Genomic DNA, 25,207 nt, shown 5'->3' with positions numbered 1-25,207 from the left:
CGGTCTCATGGCCCCGGCTAGCGCCCCCTTACCATCGGAGGCGTGAGCACCAGCACCACGGCTCCCGTCCCGGACGCCACGGCGGATCGGCAGGCGGGCACGCCCGGCACCGCGTCGGACACCGAGGCGCGGATCGCCGGCATCCTGGCCGACCGCCGCCGCCTACTGCCCGAGGTGACCGCCGAGGTCCAGCGCTGGCGCACGGTCGACGAACAGCTCGCGTCGCTCGCCTCCGCCGTGGATGCGCTCCGGGCGCACGCCACGACGCCCACCGATCTGCGCGAGGCGCTGGTGCTGCCCTTCGCCGAGGCGCGCGAAGGCGCCGCGGAGGCGGTGCGGCTGCTGCGGGTGCTGGAGGCCCGGCTCGCCCGCGAGACGGTGAACGTCGGTGTCAGCGGGCAGGCCCGGGTCGGGAAGTCGACGCTGCTCCAGTCGGTCTCCGGACTGGGCGACGACCAGATCCCCACGGGCCAGGCGCTGCCGGTCACCGCCGTCCGGAGCCGGATCTTCCACGCCCCCGACCTGCGGCGCGCCACGCTGCGGCTGCACTCGTTCGACACTTTCGCCACGGACGTCGTCGCGCCCTACCACGCCGAGCTGGACATCGCGGGCCTGCCGGCGACCCCGGACGAGTTCCGCAGCTGGCCCTACCCTTCTCCGCGGCCGCCAGGCTCGCCGGCTTCCGACGCCAACGGCGGTCGCGTCGAGGGGCTTCGCCTGACGGCCGCGCCCGACGACGCTCCCGCGGACCGCCCCAGCTGGGTCACGATGCTGAACCGGCTCCGCGCCATGCAGGCGTCGTTCCCCACCTACGAGCACGACCTCACCGGCGGCGAGCGGGTGCTGCCGCTGGAGGAGCTGCGCCCGTGGGTCGCCTACCCGACGAACGCCGAGGAGCAGGCGCCGGGCACCGTCGCGCGGCGCTACCTGGCGGTGCGCGACGTCCGGATCGACTGCCCGTTCCCGCACGCGCAGGTGCGCCACCTCGGAATCGTGGACCTGCCGGGGCTCGGGGAGTTCGCGGCGCGGGCGGACCAGCACCACGTCGGCGGCCTGCAGAACGAGGTCGACGCCGTGCTGATGGTGAAGCGGCCGGTCGAGGGCATGGCCTACTGGGGCGACGCCGACGCGCGCGCACTCGACCTCATCGACTCCGCCCGCGGCTTCGTGGACCGGCGCGACTTCGTCTTCCTCGTCCTGAACACCGGCGACACGGCGGACGCACTGGTCACCGCACTGCGCGACCACGTCCGGGGCCAGGTCAACAGCGGCGTCGCCGACCAGTTCTTCCAGGTGCTGGAGTGCGACGCCGCGGACACCGGCGACGTCTTCACCCGCGTCCTGTCGCCCGTGCTCGCCCACCTCGCCGCACGGATGCCCGCGATGGACGCCGCCGCCGTGGCCGGCACCCGCGCCGAGCTGCACGCGACGGCCCAGCGGATCGGGACGCTCGCCGACGACCTCCGCCGCGTGCTGGCGTCGGTGGCGCAGTCGTCGGGCAGCGTCGCCGAAGACCTCGACCTGCGCTCGCGCCGCCTCCGGCAGGACCTGTCGGCCGCGCTGGTCGGGCTGGTCGGCGAGCTGCGGGCGCAGGCGCGGGCAGCCGGGGAGGACCAGGCGTACACCGACGCCGTCGAGCACGCCTACGCCGCGACCCGTGGCTGGATCACGGGCGGCCTCGGGACCGGCGAGCGGGCCTGGCGTGACGAGGCGTTGCGCAGCATGACGGTCGACCGCAACAGCAGCCGCTACGCCGGCGACGAGCTCAACCGGGTCCGGGTGGAGATCAGCAGCTCCTTCGAGGAGATCGACGTCTACTTCGCCGCGCGGGTGCGGGCGCTGTGGGAGCGGGTGGCGCAGATCCTCCGCGACCACACGGGGGCGTTGTTGGGCCCTGAATCCGACGCCGAGTCCGACGCGACGTCGGGCGAAGACGCCCTGCGTCGGTTCGCCGCGCTCCTCGCCGACGCCTCCGAGCCCTGTCCGCGGCTGCGCCGGGCCGTCGAGCAGCTGCTCACCGTGCGGCTGGACTACCGCTCCCAGCTGCACCCGCGGGTACGCGCGGAGCTGGACGGGCTGACGCTGCAGGAACGCGACCCGGTCACCGGCGAGCAGCGCAACCGGGTCGTCGTCGAGGTCTCGCCGGACGGCGCCGAGCAGCTGTACGCGTTCGTCGTGCAGATGGCCGAGCAGGCCGCGTACCTCACGAAGAAGGCGCTCCTGCTGCGCGAAGGCGTCACCCCGGCGCTGGTGCTGCACGCCGCGGCCGAGCAACTGGAGGACACGATGATCCGGTCGGGTGACTCCGAGCGGGAGTTCAAGCGGCTCGCCCGCTCGTACCGCGACGAGATCTGGCCGGGTGTGTTCGGCGAGATCGACGCCGCGAACGCGCGCGTCGCCGCCGTGGTCCGGACCCGCGACGCCCTGGTCGCGACTTTGGCGGAGGAGAAGGCATGAGCCCGGCGCCCCTGGACGAGGACCTGGTCTTCCGCATCGGGCTCGTCGGCCCGTCGCGGGTCGGCAAGACCTCGCTGATCACCGCGCTGCTGCGCGACAGCCAGCGGCTGCTGCAGGGCACGCCGGTGTCGCTGCGGCCCTTCGGCACGGCGACCGAGAAGCGGATCGCCCAGCACCGCCGCGAGCTCGACGGCTCGCTGCTCGCCGGCGAGTTCACACCGGGCGCGCTGCGCGGCACCGAGGAGCCGTTCACCTTCCAGCTCCTGCTCGACTCGGGTGTCCGGGGCACGGGCATCCGGCTGGAGTTGCTCGACTACCCGGGCGGCTGGCTGGACCCGGCCACCCGCCCGCACGACCGCGACGGCGACTGGCAGGCCTGCCAGCGGTTCCTGCAGCAGTGCAGCGTGCTGCTGGTGCCGGTCGACGCCGCGGTGCTGATGGAGCCCACGTCGGCGTCCCAGCTGCGCGCGGTGCCGTCGATCCTCACCACGCCGGAGGTCGGCGAGGTCGTGCGCCAGTGGCTCAAGGAACGCAACTGGCGACCGGACGAGCCCGCGCTGCTGATGCTCTGCCCCGTCAAGTGCGAGTCGTACTTCGACGACAACGGCGGGCGCCGCGACGAGGGTGAAGAGCTGCTGTCCCGCGTGCGCCGGGTCTACGCCGACGTGATCGAGGCCGTGCCCGCGGAGGCGCCGCACGTGCGGGTGGTCTACGCACCGGTCGACACGATCGGCTGCGTGGAGATCCTGCACGCGGAGTGGACGCCGGACCCGCGCGAGCCCAGCGGGGTCGCCTTCGCGGCGCACTACGGGGTCCGCTGGCCCGCCCGCCAGGCCGTCAAGGGCGCCGACGACGTGCTGATCGCCCTCTGCAAGCACCTGGTGGCCGCGAAGCAGCGGGTGGAGTCCGACGTCGCCGAGGAGAAGCGGTCCAGCGCGGATCAGGCGCGGGAGTACGCCGAGCGCGACGAGGGCTTCATCCGCAACATCTGGTACCACCTCAGCGGCGAGCGGGCCCGCCGCACGCACACCGCCCTGGTAAGCGGCCACCGCGCGGGCGAGGCGGACGCGCGGGTGTCGGCGTTGGCCGACGTCGTGGCGGACCTGGCCCGGCGCGACGCCGGCGGACGCGTGCGCCAGTGGTGACGATCCGGTGGTAGAGCCCGGCGTGCGGGCCTTCGTCCAGACCCGTGGCACGGCGCGGGCCACGGACTACGCCTTCCTCGGCGGTGCGCCGCCGGAGCCCTGGTGGCGGGCCTACCGCGACGCGACGGCGTTCGACCACCCGACCGTGCTCGTCACCTCGGACGGCGCCCGCTGGGCGGCCTACCTGTCCGGCATCCCGTCGTCCCGGATCGACGCGGTGGGCACCGTCGTGCGGTACACGCTCGTGCTCGACGGGCCCTGCGGCGTGGCCGACGCCGCGTGCGTCCCGGCCGTGACGGGGGCGTGGATCGACGACGTCGCCGCGACGCACGGCGCCCGGCCCGGCGGCCGGCTGGCGGCGGCGCTCGACACCCGTTTCCCCGCTGCGGACGTCGAGCGCTGGCTCGCCGAGCCGGCGTCCCCGCGCCTGCTGGCGGACGAGCGGCCCACTCGTCCGACAGGTTCCGACGAACGGGCCGCTCGTCCGGTTCCTGAGGTGTCCCGGCGGGCGATGGCGGCGCTCGCGGCCCTCGCCCCCGTGCCCGACGCCCCCGACGTGGCCGGCGACTGGATCGGCGCCGTCGGTGCCCCCGCACCGCGGGCCGCGTTCACGGCGCGCGTCACGTCGCTGGTCACCGGAACCCCCGGGCGGGCCCTGCTGCTCAATCTCGTCGGCGGCGCGGCCGACGCCCAGCCGCTGCTCGACCCCGCCTCCCCCGTCGCCGTGCTCGTCGAGAGCACCGACCCCCGACTGGCGCGGTGCACCGCGCTGCAGCCGGTGGTGGAGGCAAAAAAAGTGCCGCCCCCGGCCACGCCGGCGCGGCGGGTGGGGGTCGCGGCGGTGGCGGGGATCGCGGTGGTGCCGCTGATGGCGGCGTTCGGGGTGCTGGCGGCGACAGTGCTGGTGCTGACGCTGCTGGTGTGGTTGCTCTGACGACCGTCGCGGACCCGTCGGCGTTCGACACCCGCATCACCGCGGTCGCCACCCGCAGCCGGGCGAAGCTGGTGTTCAGCGTCGGCGGGATGTGGCGCGGCACGGGCGACGACCGCAGCACCGCGGAGCTGTCGGGGGTGGTGGCCGAGGTCGGTACGGACCGCCGGCTGCCGGTGACGGGCACGTTGACGGTGCGGCTGGGCCGGGTCGTGCACACCGAGCTGCACCTCCGCTTCGGCGAGGGCCGGATCAGTGCGGCGAGCGACGTCGACCTCGCCCCGACCTCGCTGGACCGTGTCGTCGGCCTGACCCAGCAGTTCCTCGGCCAGATGCTGCACCAGGTCTCCGCGCTCGGTCAGGTCACGCTGCCCGGCACGCTCGACGGCGGCGAACTGCAGGCCGAAGACGTCGACGTCTCGATCGACCTGATCCGCCTCCTGCGCGTGGCGTTCCGCGTGGTCCGCTGATCGGCACGCACGATCAGCTCGGTTGATCGTGCGGCGGCAGATACCCGCCGGGAGGGCTCATTTGGCGCCGGACGATCAGCCTGGCTGATCGTCCGGCGGCGGCACGAGCGGACGGACGGACCGGACGCTGCCCGGCGGACGGACGCCGCGCCGCAGGACCCACTCAGGCCCAGAGGTGGCCCTCGATGCCCTCCGCCGCGTCGTCCAGCGCGCCCGAGTACGCCCCGGTCGACAGGTACTTCCACCCCGCGTCGCACACGACCAGGACGATGTCCGCCCGCTCCCCCGCCCCTGCGGCCTTCTCGGCCACGGCCAGTGCCGCGTGCAGGATCCCGCCGGTCGAGATGCCGGCGAAGATGCCCTCCTTCTCCACCAGCTCCCGGGTGCGGCGCAGCGCGTCGTAGCTGCCGACCGAGTACCGCCCGGTCAGCACCGACGGGTCGTAGAGCTCGGGGACGAACCCCTCGTCCAGGTTGCGCAGGCCGTAGACCAGCTCGCCGTAGCGCGGCTCCGCGGCCACGATCTGCACGTCCGGCTTCTTCTCGCGCAGAAAGCGGCCGGTGCCCACGAGCGTGCCGGTGGTGCCCAGCCCGGCGACGAAGTGGGTGATCTCCGGGCAGTCGCGCAGGATCTCCGGGCCGGTGGTGCGATAGTGCGCGTCCGCGTTCGCGGGGTTGCCGTACTGGTACAGCATCACCCACTCCGGGTTCGCCGCGGACAGCTCCTTGGCCATCGCGACGGCCTGGTTCGACCCGCCCGCGGCCGGCGAGGAGATGATCTCCGCGCCGTACATCTCCAGCAGCTGACGGCGCTCGATCGACGTGTTCTCCGGCATCACGCAGATCAGCTTGTAGCCCTTGAGCTTGGCCGCCATCGCCAGCGAGATGCCGGTGTTGCCCGACGTGGGCTCCATGATCGTGCAGCCCGGCGTGAGCACGCCGTCCGCCTCCGCGCGCTCGATCATCGCGAGCGCGGGCCGGTCCTTGATCGAGCCGGTCGGGTTGCGGTCCTCGAGCTTCGCCCACAGCCGGACGTCCGGTGCGGGCGACAGGTTCGGCAGCCCCACCAGCGGCGTGTCGCCGACGGCCTGCAGCAGCGAGTCGTAGCGGGCCATGACGCCTCCTCTGCGTGCAAAAGGGGCCCGGTCGCCCGGGCCCCGAGTGCGCTAGCGCATGCCGCCGGCGACGGCCGGCAGGATCGTGACGGTCGAGGCGTCCTTCACCGGGGCCTCGAGACCACCGGCGAAGCGGACGTCCTCGTCGTCGACGTAGATGTTGACGAAGCGGTGCAGGTTCCCGTTGGTGATCAGCCGGTCGCGCAGGCCGGTGTGCCGCGAGTCGAGGTCGTCGATCACCTCGGCGACGGTGGCGCCCTTGGCTTCGACGGACTTCTCACCGCCGGTGTGGGTGCGCAGGATGGTGGGGATGGACACGGTTGCCACGGTGGTGCTCCAGATCGGGTGGTGAACGGGACGGCGCGCGCAGGCTCAGCCGTTGTCGGGAACGTCGTCCGCGCCGGTGTGCGCGAACATGTAACTCTCCACGACCTCGACGTCTTCCTCGGTCACGACGCCGTCCACGATCCGGAACGACCGGAACTCACGCTCGGCCCCGTTCAACAACGCAGGCGAGCGGGTGGAGACGAGCACGTAGTGCGTCTCGGGCTCGGAGGCGTAGGAGATGTCGGTGCGCGACGGGTGGGCCTCGGTCGCGGTGTGCGAGTGGTAGATCACCACGGGCACCTCGTCGCGGGAGTCCATGTCGCGGTAGAGCCGCAGCAGGTCGCCCGAGTCGAACTCGTAGAACGTGGGCGAGCGCGCCGCGTTGAGCATGGGGATGAACCGCTCGGGCCGGTCCGAGCCCTCGGGTCCGGCCACGACGCCGCACGCCTCGTCCGGATGGTCCCGGCGGGCGTGGGCGAGGATCTCGTCGACGAGATCGGCTCGGATCACCAGCACCCTGTCAGCCTACGTGGCGCCTCCGGTGACACGCACGCCTCACGGGCGGGACTCACAGCGCTGGCATGCTGGACCGGTGCCCCGACCGCGCCTCGAGATCACCTACTGCACGCAGTGCCGCTGGCTCCTGCGTGCCGGCTGGACCGCCCAGGAGCTGCTGACGAGCTTTCCCGGCGACCTCGGCGAGGTGGCGCTCGTGCCCGGCGTCGGTGGCGTGTTCACCGTCCGGCTCGACGACGACGTGCTGTGGGACCGGGGCGAGCAGGGCGGCTTCCCCGAGCTGAGCCGGCTCAAGCAGCTGGTCCGCGACCGGGTCGCGCCGGACCGCAGCCTCGGCCACACCGACCGCGCCGCCACCTGAGGAAAGCTGCTCGACCTCCGTGCGGTGTCGACGCACGCTCAGCGCAGGGCCATCCGCGACTGCACCAGCCCGTCCTGGACGTAGGTCAGCCAGTGGTAGACGCCGAGGTGGCCGGCGCGCGGGTCGTCCGGCGGCAGCTCGTCCGGCATGTCTTCGCTCACGTCGAGTGCGGTGCCCAGGGCCAGGCGCACGTCGTTGAGGGCCGAGAGCCAGGAGTCGGCCTGCTCCGGGGTGAGCTCGACCCGCCCGCCGGCGCCCGGCAGCGTGTCCAGCACCACGGTGGCCGCAGCGTCCTTGGCGGCGATCAGCTCCGGCTCGTGCAGGGAGCGCAGCGCGCCGGAGAGATCGGTGTCGTCCGTGGCGAAGTCGGGCAGCAGCCGGGCGAGCACGGGGTCGTCGGGCTTCGTCGACGGCCCGGTCTGCAGCCCGGTGAGCTCCTCAAGCTCGTCGCGCGGCTGCTCCGCGGACCGCGAGTCGAGCATCCGGCGGACCTCGTCGACGAGCCCGCGCAGCACCGCGGCCTCCTGGGGATCCAGCGTCGCGACGAGCCGCTGGCGGCCACCGCGGCCGGCACGCTTCCATCCGTTCACGCCGTCAGGCCCTCTGCATGGTGGCCCAGAGGCCGGCGGCGTGCAGTTTCGCGACGTCGCCCTCGACCTTGTCCTTGTCGCCCGACGACACGGCGGCCTTGCCCTTGTGGTGCACGTCGAGCATCAGTGCGGTCGCCTGCGGCTCGGGATAACCGAAGAGCTTCTGCAACACGTACGTCACGTACGACATGAGGTTGACCGGGTCGTTCCACACGATCGCCTGCCACGGGACGTCACCGGTGACGTCCTCGGTCGGCGACGGGACGATGACCGGGTCCACCGTCGGCAGAGGTGGGGGTGCGGCGGTCATGCGCCCCATGGTGACATCCCGCGACGCAGAACGTGCAGGCCACCTAAGGTGAGCCTCCATGAGTGAGCATGCAGGCGGATCGAGGGCACAGCAGCACCCGGGTTCGTCCGGCGCCGGGACCACTGCTCCGATCGGTGCCGTCCCGACCTCGCTGTTCACCGATCACTACGAGCTGACGATGGTCGCCGCCGCCCTCGCCGACGGCACAGCCGACCGCCGGTGCACGTTCGAGGTCTTCGCCCGGCGGCTGCCCGACGGCCGCCGCTACGGGGTGGTGGCAGGTACGGGCCGGCTGCTCGAGGCGATCACCCGGTTCCGGTTCGGGGAGGCCGAGCTGGAGCGGCTGTCCGGGGTGCTCGGCGGCCCGATGATCGAGTGGCTCGCCGACTACCGCTTCTCCGGCGACGTCGACGGCTACCCCGAGGGCGAGCTGTTCTTCCCCGGCTCGCCGATCCTGTCGGTCAGCGGCACGTTCGCCGACGCCGTGGTGCTGGAGACGCTGGCGCTGTCGGTGTTCAACCACGACTGCGCGGTGGCCGCGGCGGCCGCGCGAATGGTCACCGCCGCCGCGGGCCGCCCGCTGATCGAGATGGGGTCGCGGCGCACCCACGAGGAGGCCGCGGTCGCCTCGGCCCGCGCGACGTACCTGGCCGGGTTCAGCGCGACGTCGAACCTGGAGGCGGGCCGGCGCTACGGCATCCCGACGGCGGGCACCGCCGCCCACGCCTACGTCCTGCTGCACGACGACGAGGTCGCGGCCTTCCGCGGCCAGGTCGGCTGCCTGGGCACGAAGACGACGTTGCTGGTCGACACCTACGACATCCGGCAGGGCATCGAGAACGCGATCGACGCCGCGGGCCCCGAGCTCGGCGCGATCCGCATCGACTCCGGCGATCTCGGTGTGCTCGCCCGGCAGGCCCGCGACCAGCTCGACGGGCTGGGCGCGACCGGCACCCGGATCGTGCTCTCGGGCGACCTCGACGAGTACGCCATCGCCGCGTTGCGCGCCGAGCCCGTCGACTCCTTCGGCGTGGGCACATCGGTGGTCACCGGCTCCGGTGCACCGACGGCGAGCCTGGTCTACAAGCTGGTCGAGGTCGACGGCCGGCCGGTGGCCAAGCGCAGTGCGTCGAAGGAGTCGCGCGGCGGGGCGAAGTCGGCGGTCCGCCGGTTCAAGCCGACCGGCACGGCCGTGGAGGAGGTCGTGCACCGCAGGGCGACGCCGCCCGAGCTCGGCCCGCACGACCGCGCGGTCCCCGTGCCGTTGATGCGCGGCGGCGAGCCGGTCGACGGCCTGCCGAGCCTGGAGCAGTCGCGCGAGCACCTGCGCAGGGCGCTGATCGCGGTGCCGTGGGAGGGCCTCAAACTCTCCAAGGGCGACCCCGCGATCCCGACCGTCTTCCCGGCCGACTCCTGAGGGACTACAGATGCGCGCGCTGATCCTCGTCGACGTCCAGAACGACTTCTGCGAGGGCGGCTCGCTTCCCGTCACGGGTGGCGCCGCGGTGGCGGGCGCGATCTCGCAGTGGCTGCGGTCGACGCCGTACGACCGCGTGGTCGCGACCCGCGACCACCACATCGAGCCGGGGGCGCACTTCAGCGCCGATCCGGACTTCGTCGACACCTGGCCCGTGCACTGTCGCGCCGGGACGGCGGGCGCGAGCTTCCACCCCGACCTCGACGTCGCGCCCATCGAAGCGGTGTTCGACAAGGGGTCGTTCGCCGCCGCCTACTCCGGCTTCGAGGGCAACGAGCCCCGGGGCACGGTGCTGCGCGACTGGCTGCGCGACCGCGACGTCACCGAGGTCCACATCGCCGGCATCGCCACCGACCACTGCGTCCGGGCCACCGCGCTGAGCGCAGTCGAGGAGGGCTTCGCGACCACCGTGCTGCTGCACCTGTGCGCGGGGGTCCTCCCCGAGACCAGCAGGACGGCGGTCGAGGAGATGCGTCAGGCGGGCGTCACGTTCGCCTGACGGGTCACCCGCGCAGCCGGAAGGGCTCCAGCGCCGCGGCCAGGTCCACCGGCTCGCCGTCGGCGTCCGTCGCGTGGCACGAGCCCACGGCCTCCGCGAGCCCGACGCACGTCGGGCCGTCGAAGAGCCCGCAGACGTAGCGGACGATGTCGTCGTCGCCGATGTCCAGCACGGCGACCCGCAGCTGGTAGATGCCCGGGTAGTGCACCTCGCCGAGGTACTGCACGCTCAGCGAGCTCGGCGCGAGCCCGTCGAGGGGGCCGCCGACGGGGTAGCCGAGCACGTCGAGGTGCAGCTCGGCCAGGCCGTCGAGGTACCAGGTGGCCAGCCGGACGTTGTTGACGTGCCGGTTCGTGTCGAGGTCGCCGAATCGGGTCCGGACGTCGAGCCGGAACGGATAGGCCTCACGGGCTCGCGCCGAATCGCGCTCGGGCGGTTCCGCCTCCGGACCCGCGATGCGGTGGCGGCCCAGCTGCTCGCGCAGCTCGTCGGGCAGCGGCGCGGCCGAGCCGTCGTCGCCGACGTACACACTGGTCGTCGCGCCGGTGGCCACGCACTCGTCGCCCGCGAACACCCCGTAGCGGTAGCTCACCGACGAGGTGCCGATCCGGCTCACCCCGATGCCGATCCGGTACTGGCCCGCGATGCGTAGCGGGGCCAGCACGTCGACGCGCACCGCGACCACCCGCAGGCGCACCAGGCCCTCGGCACGGTCGGCGAGATCGGCGTCCAGCGCCTCGCGCCCGAGCTGGACCCGGGCGTCCTCGAACCAGCGCACGAGCGTGTCGCGTCCGATGCGCCGGCTCGGGTCGAGGTCGCTGTACTGAGCCGTGTGCTCGAGCAGAACCGGGAACAGCGAGGGGGCGGGGCTCGCGACGTTGTCCGTGGCAGTCACCCGACGATGATGGCAAGTCGGGCCCGGCACCGCCGCACGGACCCGTGGCCCGACCGGGTACAGCCGAGCTGCGCCGTTCCGCCCCGGGCCGTCGGAGGCGCCCGGTAGCCTGCCGGGGTGCCGTCCGCGCCCGCCTCGAGCCCGACCCTTGCGGATGCGGCAACCGCGGCGGCGGAGCTGCCCGGCGTCGCCGAGCTCCTCGAAGCAGCGGTCACCGCCGTCGGCGGCGCGCGGCGCGACGGGCAGGACGCGATGGCCCAGGCCGTCCGGAAGGCGATCGCCTCGGGTGAACACCTCGCCGTGCAGGCGGGCACCGGAACCGGCAAGTCGCTGGCCTACCTCGTTCCGGCGATCCGGCACGCCGTGGAGCGCGGCAACACCGTCGTCGTGTCGACCGCGACGATCGCCCTGCAGCGCCAGCTCGTCGACCGCGACCTGCCGCGGCTGGCCAAGGCGCTCAAGCCGCTGCTCGGGCGGGCACCGACCTTCGCGATCCTCAAGGGCCGCCGCAACTACCTGTGCCTGAACAAGCTGCACGGCAACGGCGACGACGTCGACGACGGGGAGCAGCTGTTCGACCCGTTCGCGATCTCGGCCATGGGCCGGACGGTCAAGCGCATCCACGAGTGGAGCAGCGACACCGAGACCGGCGACCGCGACGAACTCGTCCCCGGCGTGCCCGAGTCGGCCTGGCGGCAGGTGTCCGTCAGCGCCCGCGAGTGCCTGGGGGCGTCGCGGTGCCCGGTCGGCGACGACTGCTTCGCCGAGAAGGCCCGCGCCGAGGCCGGGCGGGCGGACGTCGTCGTGACCAACCACGCGCTGCTGGCGATCGACGCGCTCGAGGGCCGGCCGGTGCTGCCCGAGCACGACGTGGTGATCGTCGACGAAGCGCACGAACTGGTCGACCGGATCACCGGCGTCGCGACCGCGGAGCTGACCACCGGCGCGGTCACCGCGGCGGCGCGGCGCTGCGGGAAGCTCGTCGACCAGGCCGTGGCGGACCGGCTGGTCGAGGCGGGCGAGGGCCTGGCGCTGATACTCGACGACCTGCCCCCGGGCCGCTGGGAGAACCTGCCCCGGCCGGCCGCCGGGGTGCTCACCGCCGTGCGCGACGCCGCGGTGGCGTGCAAGCAGGCGCTCGGCGGCGAGCGCCGGGAGGATCCGGAGGGTGCGGCGGGCCGCAAGGTCGCGCAGTCCGCGCTCGACGAGGTCGCCGACACCGCGTTCCGCCTGCTCAACGCCTTCGACGAACCGGACGCCGCGCGCCGGCGCGACGTCGTGTGGCTCGCCGAGCAGGGCCCCGACGCCGCCCGGAGCCGGGTGCTGCGGGCGGCGCCGCTGGCCGTCGGCGGGCTGCTGCGGGAGCGGTTGTTCGGGCGCAGCACCGTGATCCTCACGTCGGCCACGCTGACGCTCGGCGGGACCTTCGACGCGCTGGCCCGGCAGTGGGGCCTCCCGCCGGAGAAGCCCGCTACCGGAGAGACCGACGATCCGGTCCAGGACCCCGACGCCCCGAAGTGGTCGGGGATGGACGTCGGCTCGCCCTTCCAGCACGCGAAGAGCGGCATCCTCTACGTCGCCAAGCGGCTGCCGCCGCCCGGGCGCGACGGGCTCCCGCCCGCGTACCTGGACGAGATCGCCGGGCTGGTCGAGGCGGCGGGCGGACGGACACTCGGGCTGTTCTCCTCCATGCGCGCGGCGAAGCAGGCCACCGAGGCGCTGCGCGGCCGGCTGGACACCCCGCTGCTCTGCCAGGGCGACGACGCGACGATGTTGCTGGTCAGGCGGTTCGCAGAGGACGAGGCGACGTCGCTGTTCGGCACGCTCTCGCTGTGGCAGGGCGTCGACGTCCCGGGCCCGTCGCTCTCGTGCGTGATCATCGACCGGATCCCGTTCCCGCGGCCGGACGACCCGCTGGTGGCCGCCCGGCAGCGTGCCGCCGACTCCCGTGGCGGGAACGGCTTCCTCACCGTGTCCGCGACGCACGCCGCGCTACTGCTGGCCCAGGGCGCGGGCCGGCTGCTGCGCGGCATGGGCGACCGCGGCGTCGTCGCGGTCCTGGACCCCCGGCTGGCCACGGCCCGCTACGGCGGGTTCCTGCGCGCCTCGTTGCCGCCCTTCTGGCAGACCGACGACCGGGAGAAGGTCCTCGGCGCCCTGCGCCGCCTCCGCGACACCACCCCGTAGGCCGTCCCGCGCCGTCGCGGTACACCGGGCACAACCGCGCAACTCGCGTACATGAACGCAAGACTCGCGTGCACCGGTACGCCTCAGCGGTAGTCGGTGAAGCCGCTCCAGGCGGCGCGGCGGTCGCCGCGGGGGTTGTCCTCCACGCGGTCGGTCTCGTCGAAGATCAGGGTGGGGCGGCGGTCGGTGTCGTACGCGGGCCATTCCGGGCCGGGCACGCCGTGCCGCGCGAAGTGGACCCAGTGCGCCTGCATCCGCAAGCTCACCGCCCGTAGCGCGGCGCGCCCGCCAGCAGCTGTCTGCAGGCGCGCCATCGGCGAGTCGACCTCGCCGAACACCGGGACGATCTCCGCCGCGTGCGTGGCGTCGAGCCCCGCCAACCGCGCGAGGCGCGGCGCCAGGTCGTAGCGGTAGACGAAGGTCGGCGCGTTGCCGGCGTGCCCCTCGGCCGCCCGCATGCTCGGCCACCAGAAGGCGTGGTCCCCGGCGACGTCGGCGACGGCCGCGCGGCTCGGCAGGCCCGGGTAGGCGGCGAGGACCCGGTCCCGCGCGGCCGGGTCCGTGCTCGCGAACAGCCGGGCGATCCGTGCCGGCGTCGTCGGCAGCAGGTTCCCGCCCGACTTGGCGAACAGCGTGCCCTCGCGGTCGTTCGTGCCGATCAGCAGCGGGACGGGGTGCGCCGCGCCGGTCGCGGCGGCGTCGAGCGGGTGCACCGGCAGGAACTCGCCGTCGACGACCGGGGCGAAGCACAGCACCCCGGGCGTCGCCTCGTTCGCCCACTCGTCGAGCAGGGTGCCCGCCCGGACGACGTCGTCGGGCGACGCCCCGAGCAGGGCGCCCACGGCGTCCTTCTCCTCCACACCGAGCAGCCCGACGAGTTGCGCGGCCCACCCGGCGGCGCGTTCGGGCGTGTAGGCGGCGGCCGGGGCGGGGCTCTGCGCGATCGCCCGGTGGAACAGGCCGCGGGCCGTGGGCACGGACAGCAGAGTCGTCACCGAGATCCCGCCGGCCGACTCGCCGAAGATCGTGACGTTGGCGGGGTCGCCGCCGAACGCCGCGATGTTGTCGCGCACCCACTCCAGCGCCGCGACCTGGTCGCGGATCCCGAGGTTGGAGTCGAACGGCCGCGCGGCCGTGGCGTAGCGGGTGACGTCGGTGAACCCGAGTGCGCCGAGGCGGTAGTTGAACGACACGTAGACGACGTCGCCGGCCCGGGCGAGCGCGTGCCCGGCGTAGCCCGGGACGGCCGACGACCCCATGCTGAACGCCCCGCCGTAGATCCACACCATCACGGGCCGCGGCGGTGCGGGGGCGGTGGGCGCGACGACGTTGACCGAGAGGCAGTCCTCGCCCATCCCGGTGCGGCGGCCCGCCCCGAGCAGGCCGAGCCACACCCGCTGCTGGGGCGGCACCGGTCCGAACGCCGACGCGTCGCGCACGCCCGTCCACTGCTCCGGCGGCCGGGGTGCCCGGAACCGCCCCTCCCCCGCCGCCGACGCCGCGTACGGGATGCCGCGCCACGCGCGCAGGTCGTCCCCCACCGCGACGCCGCGCACCACACCCGCGGTGGTGCGCACCTCCAGGTCGCTCGTCATGTCCACGACCCTAGGCCCGGTCGTCCCGTCCTCGCCGCCACCCGCGGAACTGCACAGGATCCTCCCAGCGAGTCGGAGGATCGACGTCACCCGTGCGCGGACTCAGCCCGGCGTCGTGATCGTCGTGATCGTGCCCGGTGCCACCTCGGTGAATCCGGCGTCGCGCACTGCGACGGCCACACCCCGTTCCGCCGCCTCGCACAGCCGCGACCACTGCGCCGGATCCGCCGTCCGCACGGCGTACGGCGGCACCTCGTCGAGGCCGCGGACCGCCGCGTCCAGCATCGACGCGTGCCCGACCTGCGCCGCGGCCTTGCCCACCGTCATCCCGAGCACGCCGTTCACCCAGATCACCGGGACGCCGGGAGGAGGCGGGCCGGGGTCGTCGTCGGGGAGGTCCGTGCCGCCGATCTGCAGCCGGGAGACGACCTTCGGCACGTCGTCGACGGGCCCGGGCAGCAGCGCGCGGGCCTGCGCGTCGCCGACGGTCACCGTCACGCCCAGCAGGTTCTGCACCGCCTCCCAGTGCGCGCCGCGCGCCCGGCGGGCGATCTTGCGGATGCGCGCGTCGACCCACGTCGCCACGGCCTCGTGCCATTCGCCGTCCGGCTCGGCGCGGGGATCGAGGCAGACCGCGAGCGCGGCACGGGCCGCGGCCTCCAGCACCGGGGTCCGGAGGGCGGGCGCCCGCTCCAGCCGCAGTACGACCGGCATCGCGCGCACGACGCCGTCCGGCTCGGGCGGGATCTCGGCGCGCGGCACCCCGGGCCGATCGGCACCGTAGCGGGCGGCCAGCGGAGCCAGCACGCTCACGCGATCGGCACCCGGCGCAGCAGGCCCTCGGCCTCGTCGGCGTGCTCCACCTCGTCGCGGGTGATGCCCAGCACGAACAGCACGACATCCAGGTAGGGGTGCGACAGCGCGGTGTCGGCCACCTCCCGCAGGGCCGGCTTCGCGTTGAAGGCGATCCCCAGCCCCGCCGTGGTGAGCATGTCGATGTCGTTCGCGCCGTCGCCCACCGCGACGCACTGCTCGAGCGGCACCCCGTAGGTCTCGGCGAAGCGGCGCAGGGCCACCGCCTTGCCGGGCCGGTCCACGATCTCGCCCACCACGCGCCCGGTGAGCACCCCGTCGACGATCTCCAGCTCGTTCGCCGCGCAGAAGTCCAGGCGCAGGTCGTCGACGAGGCCCTCGATCACCCGCCGGAACCCGCCCGAGACCACCCCGCAACGGAACCCGAGCCGCCGCAGGGTCCGGATCGTGGTGCGGGCACCGGGTGTCAGCTCCAGGCTCCCGGCGACCTCGTCGAGGATCGAGGCCGGCAGACCCGCCAGCACCGCGACGCGGCGGCGCAGCGACGCGGCGAAGTCGAGCTCACCGCGCATCGCGGCCTCGGTCACCGCGCGCACCTCGGCCTCGGCGTCGGCCCCGGCCCGCGCGGCGAGCATCTCGATCACCTCGCCCTGCACGAGCGTGGAGTCGACGTCGAAGACGATCAGTCGCTTGCCCCGACGGGCGAGCCCCGCCCGCTCCACGGCGATGTCGACCCCGGCCTCGCCTGCGACCTCGACGAGCCGCGTGCGCAGGGTCCCGGGCGGGTGCAGGGTGGTCGGCGAGACCTCCAGCTCCAGCCCCGTGACCGGGTAGTCGGCGACGCGGCGGATCGAGTCGATGTTCGCCCCGAGCTCGGCCAGCGCCTGCGCGACCTTCCCGAACGCCCGCGCGGTGATCGGCCGGCCGAGCACGACGACGGCGTGCGTCGACCGGCGTCGCGCCGCGGCGTCGTCGCCGTCGTCGATCGCGGTGTGCACCTGCATGCCGATGGCGTCGATCGCCTGCTCGACGGCCTCGCGAAGCCCGTCGGGATCGCGGTGCACCGCGACGAGCGCGCCCAGCGTGAGGTGCCCGCGGACGACGACCTGCTCGACGTCCAGCAGGTCCACGCCGTGCCGGGTGAGCGCGGCGAAGAGCACCGAACTCACCCCGGGCCGGTCCGGCCCCGTCACCGTGATCAGGACGTTGGTGCCCACCCCGAACGTACGCGTACCTGTCATTCCCGTCCGCGTCAGCGCGACTGCAGGTCGTCGTTGGGCTGCGTCTCCCGGCCGGCCGCCTGGCCGAGTGCCTCCGATGGCGCCGCGCGCCCACCCACGTGGGCCTCGTTGCGGTACCGCTCGACGTACTCGGGGTAGTGCAGCTCGAACGCCGGGCGCTCCGACCGGATGCGGGGCAGCTCGGTGAAGTTGTGCCGCGGCGGCGGGCACGAGGTGGCCCACTCCAGCGAGTTGCCGAAGCCCCACGGGTCGTCAACGGTCACCACACGGCCGAAGCGGTAGCTCTTGACGACGTTCCACAGGAACGGCAGCGTCGACAGGCCCAGGATGAACGCGCCGATCGAGGAGATCGCGTTCAACGTGGTGAACCCGTCGGTCGGCAGGTAGTCGACATACCGGCGCGGCATGCCCTCGTTGCCCAGCCAGTGCTGCACCAGGAACGTGGTGTGGAACCCGATGAACAGGGTCCAGAAGTGGACCTTGCCCAGCGTCTCGTCCATCATCCGGCCCGTCATCTTCGGGAACCAGAAGTAGATGCCGGCGAACGTCGCGAACACGATCGTGCCGAACAGCACGTAGTGGAAGTGCGCCACGACGAAGTACGAGTCGGAGACGTGGAAGTCCAGCGGCGGGCTGGCCAGCAGCACGCCGGTGAGGCCGCCGAACAGGAACGTCACCAGGAAGCCGAGCGAGAACAGCATCGGCGTCTCGAACGTCATCTTCCCGCGCCACAGCGTGCCGATCCAGTTGACGAACTTGACACCCGTCGGGACGGCGATCAGGAACGTCATCAGCGAGAAGAACGGCAGCAGCACCGCGCCGGTGGCGTACATGTGGTGCGCCCACACCGCAGCGGACAGGGCCGCGATGGACAGCGTCGCGAACACCATGCCCTTGTAGCCGAACAGCGGCTTGCGGGCGAACACCGGGATCACCTCGGTGACGATGCCGAAGAACGGCAACGCGAGGATGTAGACCTCAGGGTGACCGAAGAACCAGAACAGGTGCTGCCACAGGATCGTGCCGCCGTTCGCCGGGTCGAACACGTGCGCGCCGAAGTGCCGGTCGGCCGCCAGGGCGAGCAGGGCCGCGGTCAGGATCGGGAACGCGAGCAGGATCAGGAACGCCGTGACGAAGATGTTCCAGGTGAAGATCGGCATCCGGAACATCGTCATCCCGGGTGCGCGCATGCACATGATCGTGGTGATGAAGTTGACGCCACCGAGGATCGTGCCCAGACCGCTGACCGCTAGGCCCATGATCCACAGGTCGGCACCGGCGCCCGGCGAGCGCACGGCGTCGGACAGCGGCGTGTAGGCGAACCAGCCGAAGTCCGCCGCACCGCCCGGCGTCAGGAACCCGGACAGCACGATCAGCGAGCCGAACAGGAACAGCCAGTACGAGAAGGCGTTCAACCGCGGGAAGGCGACGTCAGGGGCGCCGATCTGCAGCGGCACGATGTAGTTCGCGAAGCCGAACAGGCTGGGCGTCGCGTACAGCAGCAGCATGACCGTGCCGTGCATCGTGAACAGCTGGTTGTACTGCTCGTTGCTCAGGAACTGCTGCCCCGGGACGGCCAGCTCGCCGCGGATCAGCAGCGCCATCGCGCCGCCCACCATGAAGAAGATGAACGTCGTGACCAGATACAGGATCGCGATGTCCTTGGGGTCCGTCGTGTGCAGCATCTTGACGAACATGGATCCCTTGGCCGCACGGCGCGCCGGGTACGGGCGCGACGTGATCGGTTTGGGGGCGACGGCTGTCACGGGGGCCTCCTGCATGAACCCTGGTGGCGGTCCAAGGCGAACCTTCGAGGATCGTAGCCCGACAGGCTGTAGAAGGCGCGCCGCGGGTTGGGTGGATCGGCGCGTTCTCAGCCCGGCCGCAGGGGCGTGAACAGGTCGAGGAACACGTCCGACGCCGCGGCCGGGCTGGGCTCGGGGCGGACGATGTAGAACTCGACGCCCAGCCCGACGAGGAACATCGGCTCGGGCATCGCCAGCAGTGGATGGTCCGGCCCCATCTGGCTGGCGTGGGCCCGCATCGCCGCGCGCTTGCGGTCGGCCACGTCGACGACCTCGACCTTGTGTGTGATCTCCGTCTCGGGCTTGCCCCAGTTCGGCGCGTCCGGCTCGGGCATGGTCGCGGCGCCGTCGATCTGCCCGGACGCGACCAGGCGCCGTCGCCCGACAGCCAGCCAGTCGCGGTTGATCGTGCCCTGGGCGACGACCGGGACGGCGCTCAGCTCGGCGGCGCGCATGCCGACGCGGTGGACCTGGATGTGGTCCGGATGCCCGTAGCCGCCGTTGTCGTCGTAGACGGTGAGGACGTCGGGCTCCTCCTCGTCGAGGATCACCGCGAGCCGGCGCGCCGCGTGTTCCACCGACGCCTGCCAGAAGCAGTACGGCGCGTCGTTGGTGGGCTCGCCCATCATCCCGGAGTCGGTCCAGCCTAGGAACTCCACGCGCTTCGCGCCGATCTCCTGGGCCGCGGTGAAACACTCCGCGCTCCGTCGCATCGCCAACTGCTCGCCGTCGCCGAGGACACCCGGGACGGGTTCACCCAGCTCCCCGCGCGTGGCGAACACGAGCACGACCCGGTGTCCGGCGTCGGCGGCCCGCGCGAGAGTGCCCGCGGTGCCGATGGCCTCGTCGTCGGGATGGGCGTGGAAGCTGACGATGGTCCCCACGAGCGACGAGCCTAGTGCCGTCCCGCGGCGCACACTGGACGGCGATGACCATCCCCCCGACCACCTCCGCCGTCCCGGCCCGACCCGATCGCGCGGCCCGGCTGCGCCTGGCCGTCGAGCGCGACGGACCGCGCTGCGTGTGGTGCCGTCGCGAGTGTGCGGGGCTGGTGCGCGCCACCACCGACCACCTCGTGCCGAAGGTCAAGGGCGGTCCGTCGTGGCTGGAGAACGAGGTGCTCGCCTGCGCGCGGTGCAACCGCGAGCGCGGGCACTCCACTCCCGCCGACTGGCTCGCGGAGTGCGAGCGCCGTGGCTGGGAGCCTGACGTCGGTGCCGTCGTCGGCGCGCTGCGGGCTCTGGAACAGGCGATCAGGACGCGTGGCGGGATGCGTCGCGCGCGGCCGTACCTCGCCGCCCAACTGCGACGCCTGGAGCCCGGGCGTGCTGTGACCCGCATCACGTGAGCTACGATGTTCTCGGCGAGGGGACGCTACGACTCGAAGGACGAGCCTCTGTGGCATCCGACGTGACCCTCGACTTTCTTCTGCGCCCAGCCGCCCGGGTTCTTCCGGGTCACGGCCCGGGCCGGGGAACTCCGCCAGCCGTCCTGCGGCCCTTGCGTGCCATTCGCAAGCTCTAGCCGCACAGCCCACCCGGACGAGCGAATTTCGGCGATCGGCACGTTCCGACGCTGGTCACACCGGGTTTCATGGTGTGGGCGGCGCGGAAGATCGCTTGGTGGTCGAGGTGTCGGACCACCGAGGATCTGTTGCCGCGACAGTAGGAGAAAGTGGTGGCAGGCGTGGACAATCTGCGCGAGGAGATCCGAACGAGTGTGCTGCGACTGGTCGCCGAGGTCTGCCTGCGCGACCACGTCGCGTCGCAGCGCCTGGGGCTCGGCGGGACGGACTCGCGGTTCCTCACCCTGCTCGACGTCTACGGCCCGCTCACGCCGGGGCGGCTGGCGCAGCTGACCGGCCTGACCACCGGCAGCGTGACCGGCGTGATCGACCGGCTCGAGCGCGCGGGCTTCGTCAGCCGCGAGCGCGACGACGCGGACCGGCGCAAGGTCCGCGTCATCCCCGATCCGCAGGCGACCGCACGCCTGACGGCGGCCCGGCACGATCCCATCGACGTGCTCGACGACATCCTGCACCGGCGCGGTGCAGACGAGCTCGCCGTCATCGCCCGCTTCCTCGGCGAGATCGTCGAGGGCCAGGATCCCGACGGTCGACAGGCGAAGGCCGGCAACTCGAGAGCGGTGAGCGGCGAGCAGGTCGGGCCATGACTAGACGGTGACGGCGCGACGGCGCGAGGCGAGCGCGCCGTCCACGCTGAAGCGCCCGGGTCCGACCGCGATGAGCACGAGGGCCGCCGCGGCGATCGCCCAGACCAGCTCGAAGCCGCCGTCGGTGACGAACACCCCGTTGCCGACGTGGACCAGCAGGAACGCGCCGAGCATGTCGAGCACGACGAGCGCGCCGGCCACCACGGTGGCCGCGCCCAGCAGCAGCGCCGCGCCGCCCGCCAGCTCCACGACCGCGGCGAAGGCCGCAGCCACCGCGGGCAGCGGGATGCCCATCTGCGCGAAGGACCCGGCCGTGCCGGCGATGCCGTAGGTGGCGAACTTCTGCCAGCCGTGGGCGATGAGGACGACGCCGAGCAGGACGCGGGCGACGAGCAGCAGGGCGTCGCGGGCAGCCGGGCGCACGGTCATGGCGGGCAGGGTCATGAGGGAGCCTTCCGTCGGGCCACGGCGCACCGCAGCAAATTATTGATGCTTCAATAGAGTGAAGATTACCTGCCCATTAGTTGAAGCGTCAACGCCTAAGCGGTGGGGTGGGCTCACAGCCCGATCGCGGCGAGCACGTCGCTCTCGACGAGCGGGCTCATCGACGTGGAGTACGACGCGGTGAGGTGGTTGTCGTCCAAGTAGACCAGCACGTTGCCGATCACCGCCGGGCAGAGGTCCGGCCCGCAGACGCGGTCGGCGATGTCGAGGAACCGGACGTTCGACGGCACGTCGGGCAGGTGCGTCCACGGCGGCTCGGGGGCGTAGACCGCCGCCCGATCCACCCCGCAGACCGGCGCCGCCGGATCGTCGCCCGCCTGCTGCACCTGGATCGATTGGACGCAGTCCGGCATCGACCGGTCGAACCGGGGGTTGTCGCGGATCGCGAGCACCGGGATGCCGAGCTGCGCCAGCTGCTGCCAGCGGGCGACGAACCCCGACGGCGTCTGCTCCGTTAAGCCGGCCCGGACGTCCCGGCTGGCCAGGGTGACCACCGCGTCCGGGTGCAGGTCCGCGATCTCGGCGGCCGCGGCGTCGCCCCACGCGAGGCAGTCCGGCTCGTCCGGCACGACCTCCGACACGGTGGAGAACGGGCACGCCCCGCGGGCGATCACCGTCAGCTGCCACCCGTGCCGGTCCGCGATCGGCACCAGCGCGCCGCTCAGCTGCTGGGCGTGGGAGTCGCCGACCACGACGATCCGCCGCTGCGGCGCCTCGACCGGCCGCGTGCAGGCGTCCATCGGGAACCGGGTCATCGGCGCGCAGTCCCAGTGCTCGATCCGCACCCAGTCGTCGGTCACCGACACCGGCGGCGGCAGCAGGGGCGCCGGCTCCGGATCGCCCGCGGCCAGTGCGAGCGCACCGGGGTAGCGGATGTCACCTACCTGGCCCGCGCCGGAAGCCCGCTGCACGGCCTCGACCTGCCACATCCCGGAGGCGAGGAACACCGCGACCAGGCCCGCGACCGCCACCCGGTACCCGCCGCCCGGCAGCGCCGGCACCGGCTTCTCGACGAGGTGGTGGGTCAGCACGGCGAGCACGACGGACAGGGCAACCACGACCGCGCCGTTCGCGAGGTCGAGCCGGTCGCGGCCGGTGAGCACGAGCGTGAACACCAGCACCGGCCAGTGCCACAGGTACAGCGGGTAGCTCAGGTCGCCGACGTAGCGCAGCGGCCGGGAGGTCAGCAGCCGGTCCGCGCCGCCGCGCGCCCCGGTGACACCCGCCAGCAGCACCAGCACCGCGCAGCCCGTGGGCCACAGCGCCACGATCCCCGGGAAGATGTTGTCCACCTGCAGCACCGCACCGCAGGCCAGCAGCCCGATCAGCCCGACCCAGCCCATGTGGACCCGCGTCCGGCGGGGCAGCCGGACCGTGTCGATCGTCAGGGCGAGCAGCCCGCCGAGGGCGAACTCCCACAGCCGGGTCAGGGAGTGGAAGTAGGCCAGCGGCTGGTTCGTCGCCGTCAGTACGACCGAGAAGGTCAGGGACGCGGCGAAGACGCCGAGGACCGCGACGGTCAGGTGCGCGCGTATCCGGGCGGCGTCGCCCCTCGCGGCGAGCGCGACCAGCGCCACCAGCAGAGGCCAGACGAGGAAGAACTGCCCCTGGATGGACAGCGACCAGAAGTGCTGCACCGGACTGGACATGTTGCTGCGCGCGGCGTAGTCGACCGTGTCCGCGGCGAGCTGCCAGTTCTCCAGGAACAGCGCGGCGGCGGCGACCTCGCGCAACGTCTGCGGCCAGCGTCCCTCCGGCAGCAGCAGCATCCCGGCGGCGACGGTCGCCACCAGGACGACGACGGCGCACGGCAGCAGCCGGACGAGCGTGCGGCTCCACCGCCTGCCCAGCGCCAGCGGCCCCCGGTCGGCGGCGCGCGCGAGCTGACCGGTCAGCAGGAAGCCCGAGACGACGAAAAACACGTCGACGCCGCCGGACACCCGGCCGAACCACACGTGGTAGACGACGACCAGCGCCACGGCGACCGCGCGCAGGCCCTGCAGCTCGGGCCGGTGCACGCGCACCAGCGACGCCGACGCAGGACCGGTACCCCCCACCTCGCGCGGCCCCTTCCTTTACACGGCCGCTACGGACGGCACATCCCCCGAAAGATGATGATAAGGGCGGATCAGGGTTCGACGAGCCCGGCCCGGATGGCGAAGCGTGTGAGATCGAGCCGGTCGCGCAGCCCGAGCTTGGCCAGCACGTTGGCCCGGTGCCGGTCGACGGTCTTCACGCTGATCACGAGGGTGTCGGCGATCTCCTTCGCCGAGTTGCCCTCGGCGATGAGCTTGACCACCTCCTCCTCCCGCGGCGTGAGCAGGCGGTCGGGCACCGTCCCGCGGCGCAGGTGGTCGCGGATCAACGTGCCCGCCGCGCCGGGATGCAGGAACGGCTCGCCGCGCACGGCCGACCGGCAGGCCGCCACCAGGTCGCGGTCGACCACCGACTTGAGCACGTAGCCCGACGCGCCGGCCTGCAGGGCCGCGAGCAGGTACTGCTCGTTGTCGTACATCGACAGCATCAGCATCCGGACCGGGAGCTCCCGCCGGGAGATCTCGCGGGCCGCCTGCAGGCCGGTCATGCGCGGCATCGCGATGTCGAGGACGGCCAGGTCGACGCCGCCCGCGGCCGCGAGCTCCACGGCTTCGGCCCCGTCGCCGGCCTCCGCGACCACGGTGAGCCCCGGCTCGCCGTCGAGGATCAGCCGCAGCCCGCGGCGGACGAGCGCGTGGTCGTCGGCCAGCAGGATCCGCGTGTCACCTATCGTCGCCACCTCCTTCACGTACCGGCACCCGCAGCCGGACCTCGGTGCCGCCGTCCGGGTGGGGCCCGACGGCGAGCTCGGCGCCGACGAGCAGCGCCCGCTCGCGCATGCCGCGGATCCCCGCGCCCTCCACGCCGTCGCCGATCCCCCGGCCGTCGTCGGTCACCGTCAGCACCACCGCGGCGTCGGCGTGCCGCAGCGACAGGTCGACGGCCTGGGCCCCGGCGTGCCGGGCGACGTTCGTCAGGCTCTCCTGCGCGATGCGGTAGACGACCAGCTCGGCCTCCGCGCCCAGGCCGGGGAGCAGCGGGTCCACCTCCACGGTCACGGGCACCCCGCTCGCCTCGGTGACGTCGGCGGCCAGCGCGTCGATCGCGCTGACCAGTCCCAGGTCGTCGAGCACGCCGGGACGCAGCCGGCGCGCCACCTGCCGCACCTCGTCCAGGCTTGCGCGGACGGTCTCCGTGACCATGCCGAGGTCGGTGCGCAGCGGTTCGGGTGCGGTGTCGGCCGCGCGCTTGAGGGCCAGGAGCACGGCGGTGAGGCTCTGCCCGATCTCGTCGTGCAGCTCGCGCGCGATGCGCTGCCGCTCCCCCTCCTGGGCCGCCAGTGCGCGGGCGGCGCTCGCCCCGCGCTCGGCCTCCAGCCGGTCGAGCATGCCGTTGAAGGTGCGCAGGAGATGGGCGACGTCGCCAGTGCCCGCGGCCGGGAGGCGCTCGCCGGGGCGCAGCAGGTCGACCCGCTCCATCAGCGCGGTGAGCCCGTCGAGGGGGCGCAGGCTCGCGCGCAGCAGGAGCGCGTTCAGCACCAGGGCCGTCAGCAGTCCCAGGCCGAGCACGGCGACCTCCGCCGCCACGATCGGCGCCGACACGGTGACGGGCGAGAACACCAGCAGGGCCGACGACGCCAGCAGCACGGCGACGTTGACGAGGAACACCCGCCGGAAGAGTCCGCGCATCGTCGCGGGAGTACCCAGGGCCGGTGCGCGCGCTCCGACCGGGGGACGCTGGTCGGTCACCGCGGACATCCCT

25 protein-coding genes are annotated in these 25,207 nt (G+C 73.3%); 10 read left to right on the top strand and 15 right to left on the bottom strand.

What is annotated here, in order from left to right:
• The first annotated feature begins 42 nt into the window (after positions 1-42).
• The 4 genes from RM445_RS21205 to RM445_RS21190 are packed head-to-tail and all read left to right on the top strand — an operon-like array spanning position 43 to position 5,003.
• Positions 43-2,457, top strand: a complete 2,415-nt coding sequence (locus RM445_RS21205) for a hypothetical protein (RefSeq protein WP_311558557.1) — start codon at positions 43-45, stop codon at positions 2,455-2,457.
• On the top strand, positions 2,454-3,602 hold the full coding sequence (locus tag RM445_RS21200) for a GTPase (RefSeq protein ID WP_311558556.1): 1,149 nt from the start codon (positions 2,454-2,456) through the stop codon (positions 3,600-3,602). The genes RM445_RS21205 and RM445_RS21200 overlap by 4 nt, the downstream gene beginning before the upstream one ends.
• A gap of 7 nt (positions 3,603-3,609) precedes the next feature.
• Positions 3,610-4,536 carry a hypothetical protein gene (locus RM445_RS21195; protein ID WP_311558555.1) on the top strand — a complete coding sequence of 309 codons (927 nt, stop codon included), beginning with the start codon at positions 3,610-3,612 and terminating at the stop codon, positions 4,534-4,536.
• Positions 4,524-5,003, top strand: a complete 480-nt coding sequence (locus tag RM445_RS21190) for a hypothetical protein (protein ID WP_311558554.1) — start codon at positions 4,524-4,526, stop codon at positions 5,001-5,003. The genes RM445_RS21195 and RM445_RS21190 overlap by 13 nt, the downstream gene beginning before the upstream one ends.
• Positions 5,004-5,166: 163 nt before the next feature.
• Here RM445_RS21190 and RM445_RS21185 read toward each other — a convergent pair whose 3' ends face one another.
• From RM445_RS21185 to RM445_RS21175, 3 genes are read right to left on the bottom strand one after another with little or no spacing between them, the layout of a single operon-like run.
• Positions 5,167-6,117 (bottom strand): PLP-dependent cysteine synthase family protein, encoded by a 951-nt coding sequence (locus RM445_RS21185; protein WP_311558553.1) that lies wholly within the window; start codon positions 6,115-6,117, stop codon positions 5,167-5,169.
• Positions 6,118-6,168: 51 nt separating this feature from the next.
• Positions 6,169-6,444: a MoaD/ThiS family protein gene (locus RM445_RS21180; protein WP_311558552.1), complete on the bottom strand. Its 276-nt coding sequence runs from the start codon at positions 6,442-6,444 to the stop codon at positions 6,169-6,171.
• A 45-nt stretch (positions 6,445-6,489) separates the two neighbouring features.
• Complete coding sequence (locus RM445_RS21175; protein WP_311558551.1) at positions 6,490-6,960, bottom strand: M67 family metallopeptidase; 471 nt, start codon at positions 6,958-6,960, stop codon at positions 6,490-6,492.
• Between the two features lie 76 nt (positions 6,961-7,036).
• On the opposite strand from RM445_RS21175, the gene RM445_RS21170 reads away from it, so the two are divergent.
• Positions 7,037-7,321, top strand: coding sequence for a SelT/SelW/SelH family protein (locus RM445_RS21170; RefSeq protein ID WP_311558550.1), 285 nt, complete (start codon positions 7,037-7,039; stop codon positions 7,319-7,321).
• Positions 7,322-7,359: 38 nt separating this feature from the next.
• On the opposite strand, the gene RM445_RS21165 is transcribed toward RM445_RS21170, so the two are convergent.
• Together RM445_RS21165 and clpS are read right to left on the bottom strand one after the other, a co-directional pair.
• Complete coding sequence (locus tag RM445_RS21165; RefSeq protein WP_311558549.1) at positions 7,360-7,911, bottom strand: DUF2017 domain-containing protein; 552 nt, start codon at positions 7,909-7,911, stop codon at positions 7,360-7,362.
• Positions 7,912-7,915: 4 nt separating this feature from the next.
• The gene (gene clpS / locus RM445_RS21160) at positions 7,916-8,221 is read right to left on the bottom strand and encodes an ATP-dependent Clp protease adapter ClpS (protein WP_311558548.1); all 306 of its coding nucleotides are present in this window, start codon (positions 8,219-8,221) and stop codon (positions 7,916-7,918) included.
• 58 nt (positions 8,222-8,279) lie between these two features.
• Here clpS and RM445_RS21155 point away from each other — a divergent pair, with 58 nt between their 5' ends.
• On the top strand, positions 8,280-9,638 hold the full coding sequence (locus RM445_RS21155) for a nicotinate phosphoribosyltransferase (protein WP_311558547.1): 1,359 nt from the start codon (positions 8,280-8,282) through the stop codon (positions 9,636-9,638).
• Positions 9,639-9,648: 10 nt separating this feature from the next.
• Complete coding sequence (locus RM445_RS21150; protein WP_311558546.1) at positions 9,649-10,197, top strand: nicotinamidase; 549 nt, start codon at positions 9,649-9,651, stop codon at positions 10,195-10,197.
• 4 nt (positions 10,198-10,201) lie between these two features.
• Here the strand turns inward: RM445_RS21150 and RM445_RS21145 are convergent, their stop codons facing one another.
• A complete protein-coding gene (locus tag RM445_RS21145) occupies positions 10,202-11,092 on the bottom strand; it encodes a thioesterase family protein (RefSeq protein WP_311558545.1) in 891 nt (296 codons plus the stop codon).
• Between the two features lie 117 nt (positions 11,093-11,209).
• On the opposite strand from RM445_RS21145, the gene RM445_RS21140 reads away from it, so the two are divergent.
• Entirely contained in the window at positions 11,210-13,279 is a 2,070-nt protein-coding gene (locus RM445_RS21140; RefSeq protein WP_311558544.1) for an ATP-dependent DNA helicase, read from the top strand.
• A gap of 83 nt (positions 13,280-13,362) precedes the next feature.
• On the opposite strand, the gene RM445_RS21135 is transcribed toward RM445_RS21140, so the two are convergent.
• The 5 genes from RM445_RS21135 to RM445_RS21115 form a co-directional block, all read right to left on the bottom strand.
• Positions 13,363-14,874, bottom strand: coding sequence for a carboxylesterase/lipase family protein (locus tag RM445_RS21135; protein ID WP_311558543.1), 1,512 nt, complete (start codon positions 14,872-14,874; stop codon positions 13,363-13,365).
• 102 nt (positions 14,875-14,976) lie between these two features.
• Positions 14,977-15,687: an aminoacyl-tRNA hydrolase gene (locus RM445_RS21130; RefSeq protein ID WP_397469379.1), complete on the bottom strand. Its 711-nt coding sequence runs from the start codon at positions 15,685-15,687 to the stop codon at positions 14,977-14,979.
• The gene (gene serB, locus RM445_RS21125; protein WP_311558542.1) at positions 15,684-16,928 is read right to left on the bottom strand and encodes a phosphoserine phosphatase SerB; all 1,245 of its coding nucleotides are present in this window, start codon (positions 16,926-16,928) and stop codon (positions 15,684-15,686) included. The genes RM445_RS21130 and serB overlap by 4 nt, the downstream gene beginning before the upstream one ends.
• Before the next feature lie 11 nt (positions 16,929-16,939).
• The gene (gene ctaD, locus RM445_RS21120) at positions 16,940-18,694 is read right to left on the bottom strand and encodes an aa3-type cytochrome oxidase subunit I (RefSeq protein WP_311558541.1); all 1,755 of its coding nucleotides are present in this window, start codon (positions 18,692-18,694) and stop codon (positions 16,940-16,942) included.
• Between the two features lie 107 nt (positions 18,695-18,801).
• Complete coding sequence (locus RM445_RS21115; protein ID WP_311558540.1) at positions 18,802-19,617, bottom strand: PIG-L family deacetylase; 816 nt, start codon at positions 19,615-19,617, stop codon at positions 18,802-18,804.
• Positions 19,618-19,661: 44 nt separating this feature from the next.
• On the opposite strand from RM445_RS21115, the gene RM445_RS21110 reads away from it, so the two are divergent.
• On the top strand, positions 19,662-20,081 hold the full coding sequence (locus RM445_RS21110; RefSeq protein WP_311558539.1) for an HNH endonuclease: 420 nt from the start codon (positions 19,662-19,664) through the stop codon (positions 20,079-20,081).
• A 329-nt stretch (positions 20,082-20,410) separates the two neighbouring features.
• On the top strand, positions 20,411-20,905 hold the full coding sequence (locus tag RM445_RS21105) for a MarR family winged helix-turn-helix transcriptional regulator (protein ID WP_311558538.1): 495 nt from the start codon (positions 20,411-20,413) through the stop codon (positions 20,903-20,905).
• Here the strand turns inward: RM445_RS21105 and RM445_RS21100 are convergent, their stop codons facing one another.
• The 4 genes from RM445_RS21100 to RM445_RS21085 form a co-directional block, all read right to left on the bottom strand.
• Positions 20,906-21,349, bottom strand: coding sequence for a DoxX family protein (locus RM445_RS21100; RefSeq protein ID WP_311558537.1), 444 nt, complete (start codon positions 21,347-21,349; stop codon positions 20,906-20,908). It abuts the gene before it with no gap.
• Positions 21,350-21,462: 113 nt separating this feature from the next.
• Entirely contained in the window at positions 21,463-23,466 is a 2,004-nt protein-coding gene (locus RM445_RS21095; RefSeq protein ID WP_311558536.1) for an acyltransferase family protein, read from the bottom strand.
• Positions 23,467-23,537: 71 nt separating this feature from the next.
• Entirely contained in the window at positions 23,538-24,185 is a 648-nt protein-coding gene (locus tag RM445_RS21090) for a response regulator transcription factor (protein WP_311558535.1), read from the bottom strand.
• The gene (locus RM445_RS21085; protein ID WP_311558534.1) at positions 24,169-25,203 is read right to left on the bottom strand and encodes a sensor histidine kinase; all 1,035 of its coding nucleotides are present in this window, start codon (positions 25,201-25,203) and stop codon (positions 24,169-24,171) included. The genes RM445_RS21090 and RM445_RS21085 overlap by 17 nt, the downstream gene beginning before the upstream one ends.
• Positions 25,204-25,207: the final 4 nt, after the last annotated feature.

The sequence above is a fragment of the Pseudonocardia charpentierae genome (assembly GCF_031845345.1).
Classification (GTDB): Bacteria; Actinomycetota; Actinomycetes; order Mycobacteriales; family Pseudonocardiaceae; genus Pseudonocardia; species Pseudonocardia charpentierae.
The sequence above is the reverse complement of the archived record's forward strand: the minus strand, read 5'-3'. Positions and strand labels throughout refer to the sequence as shown.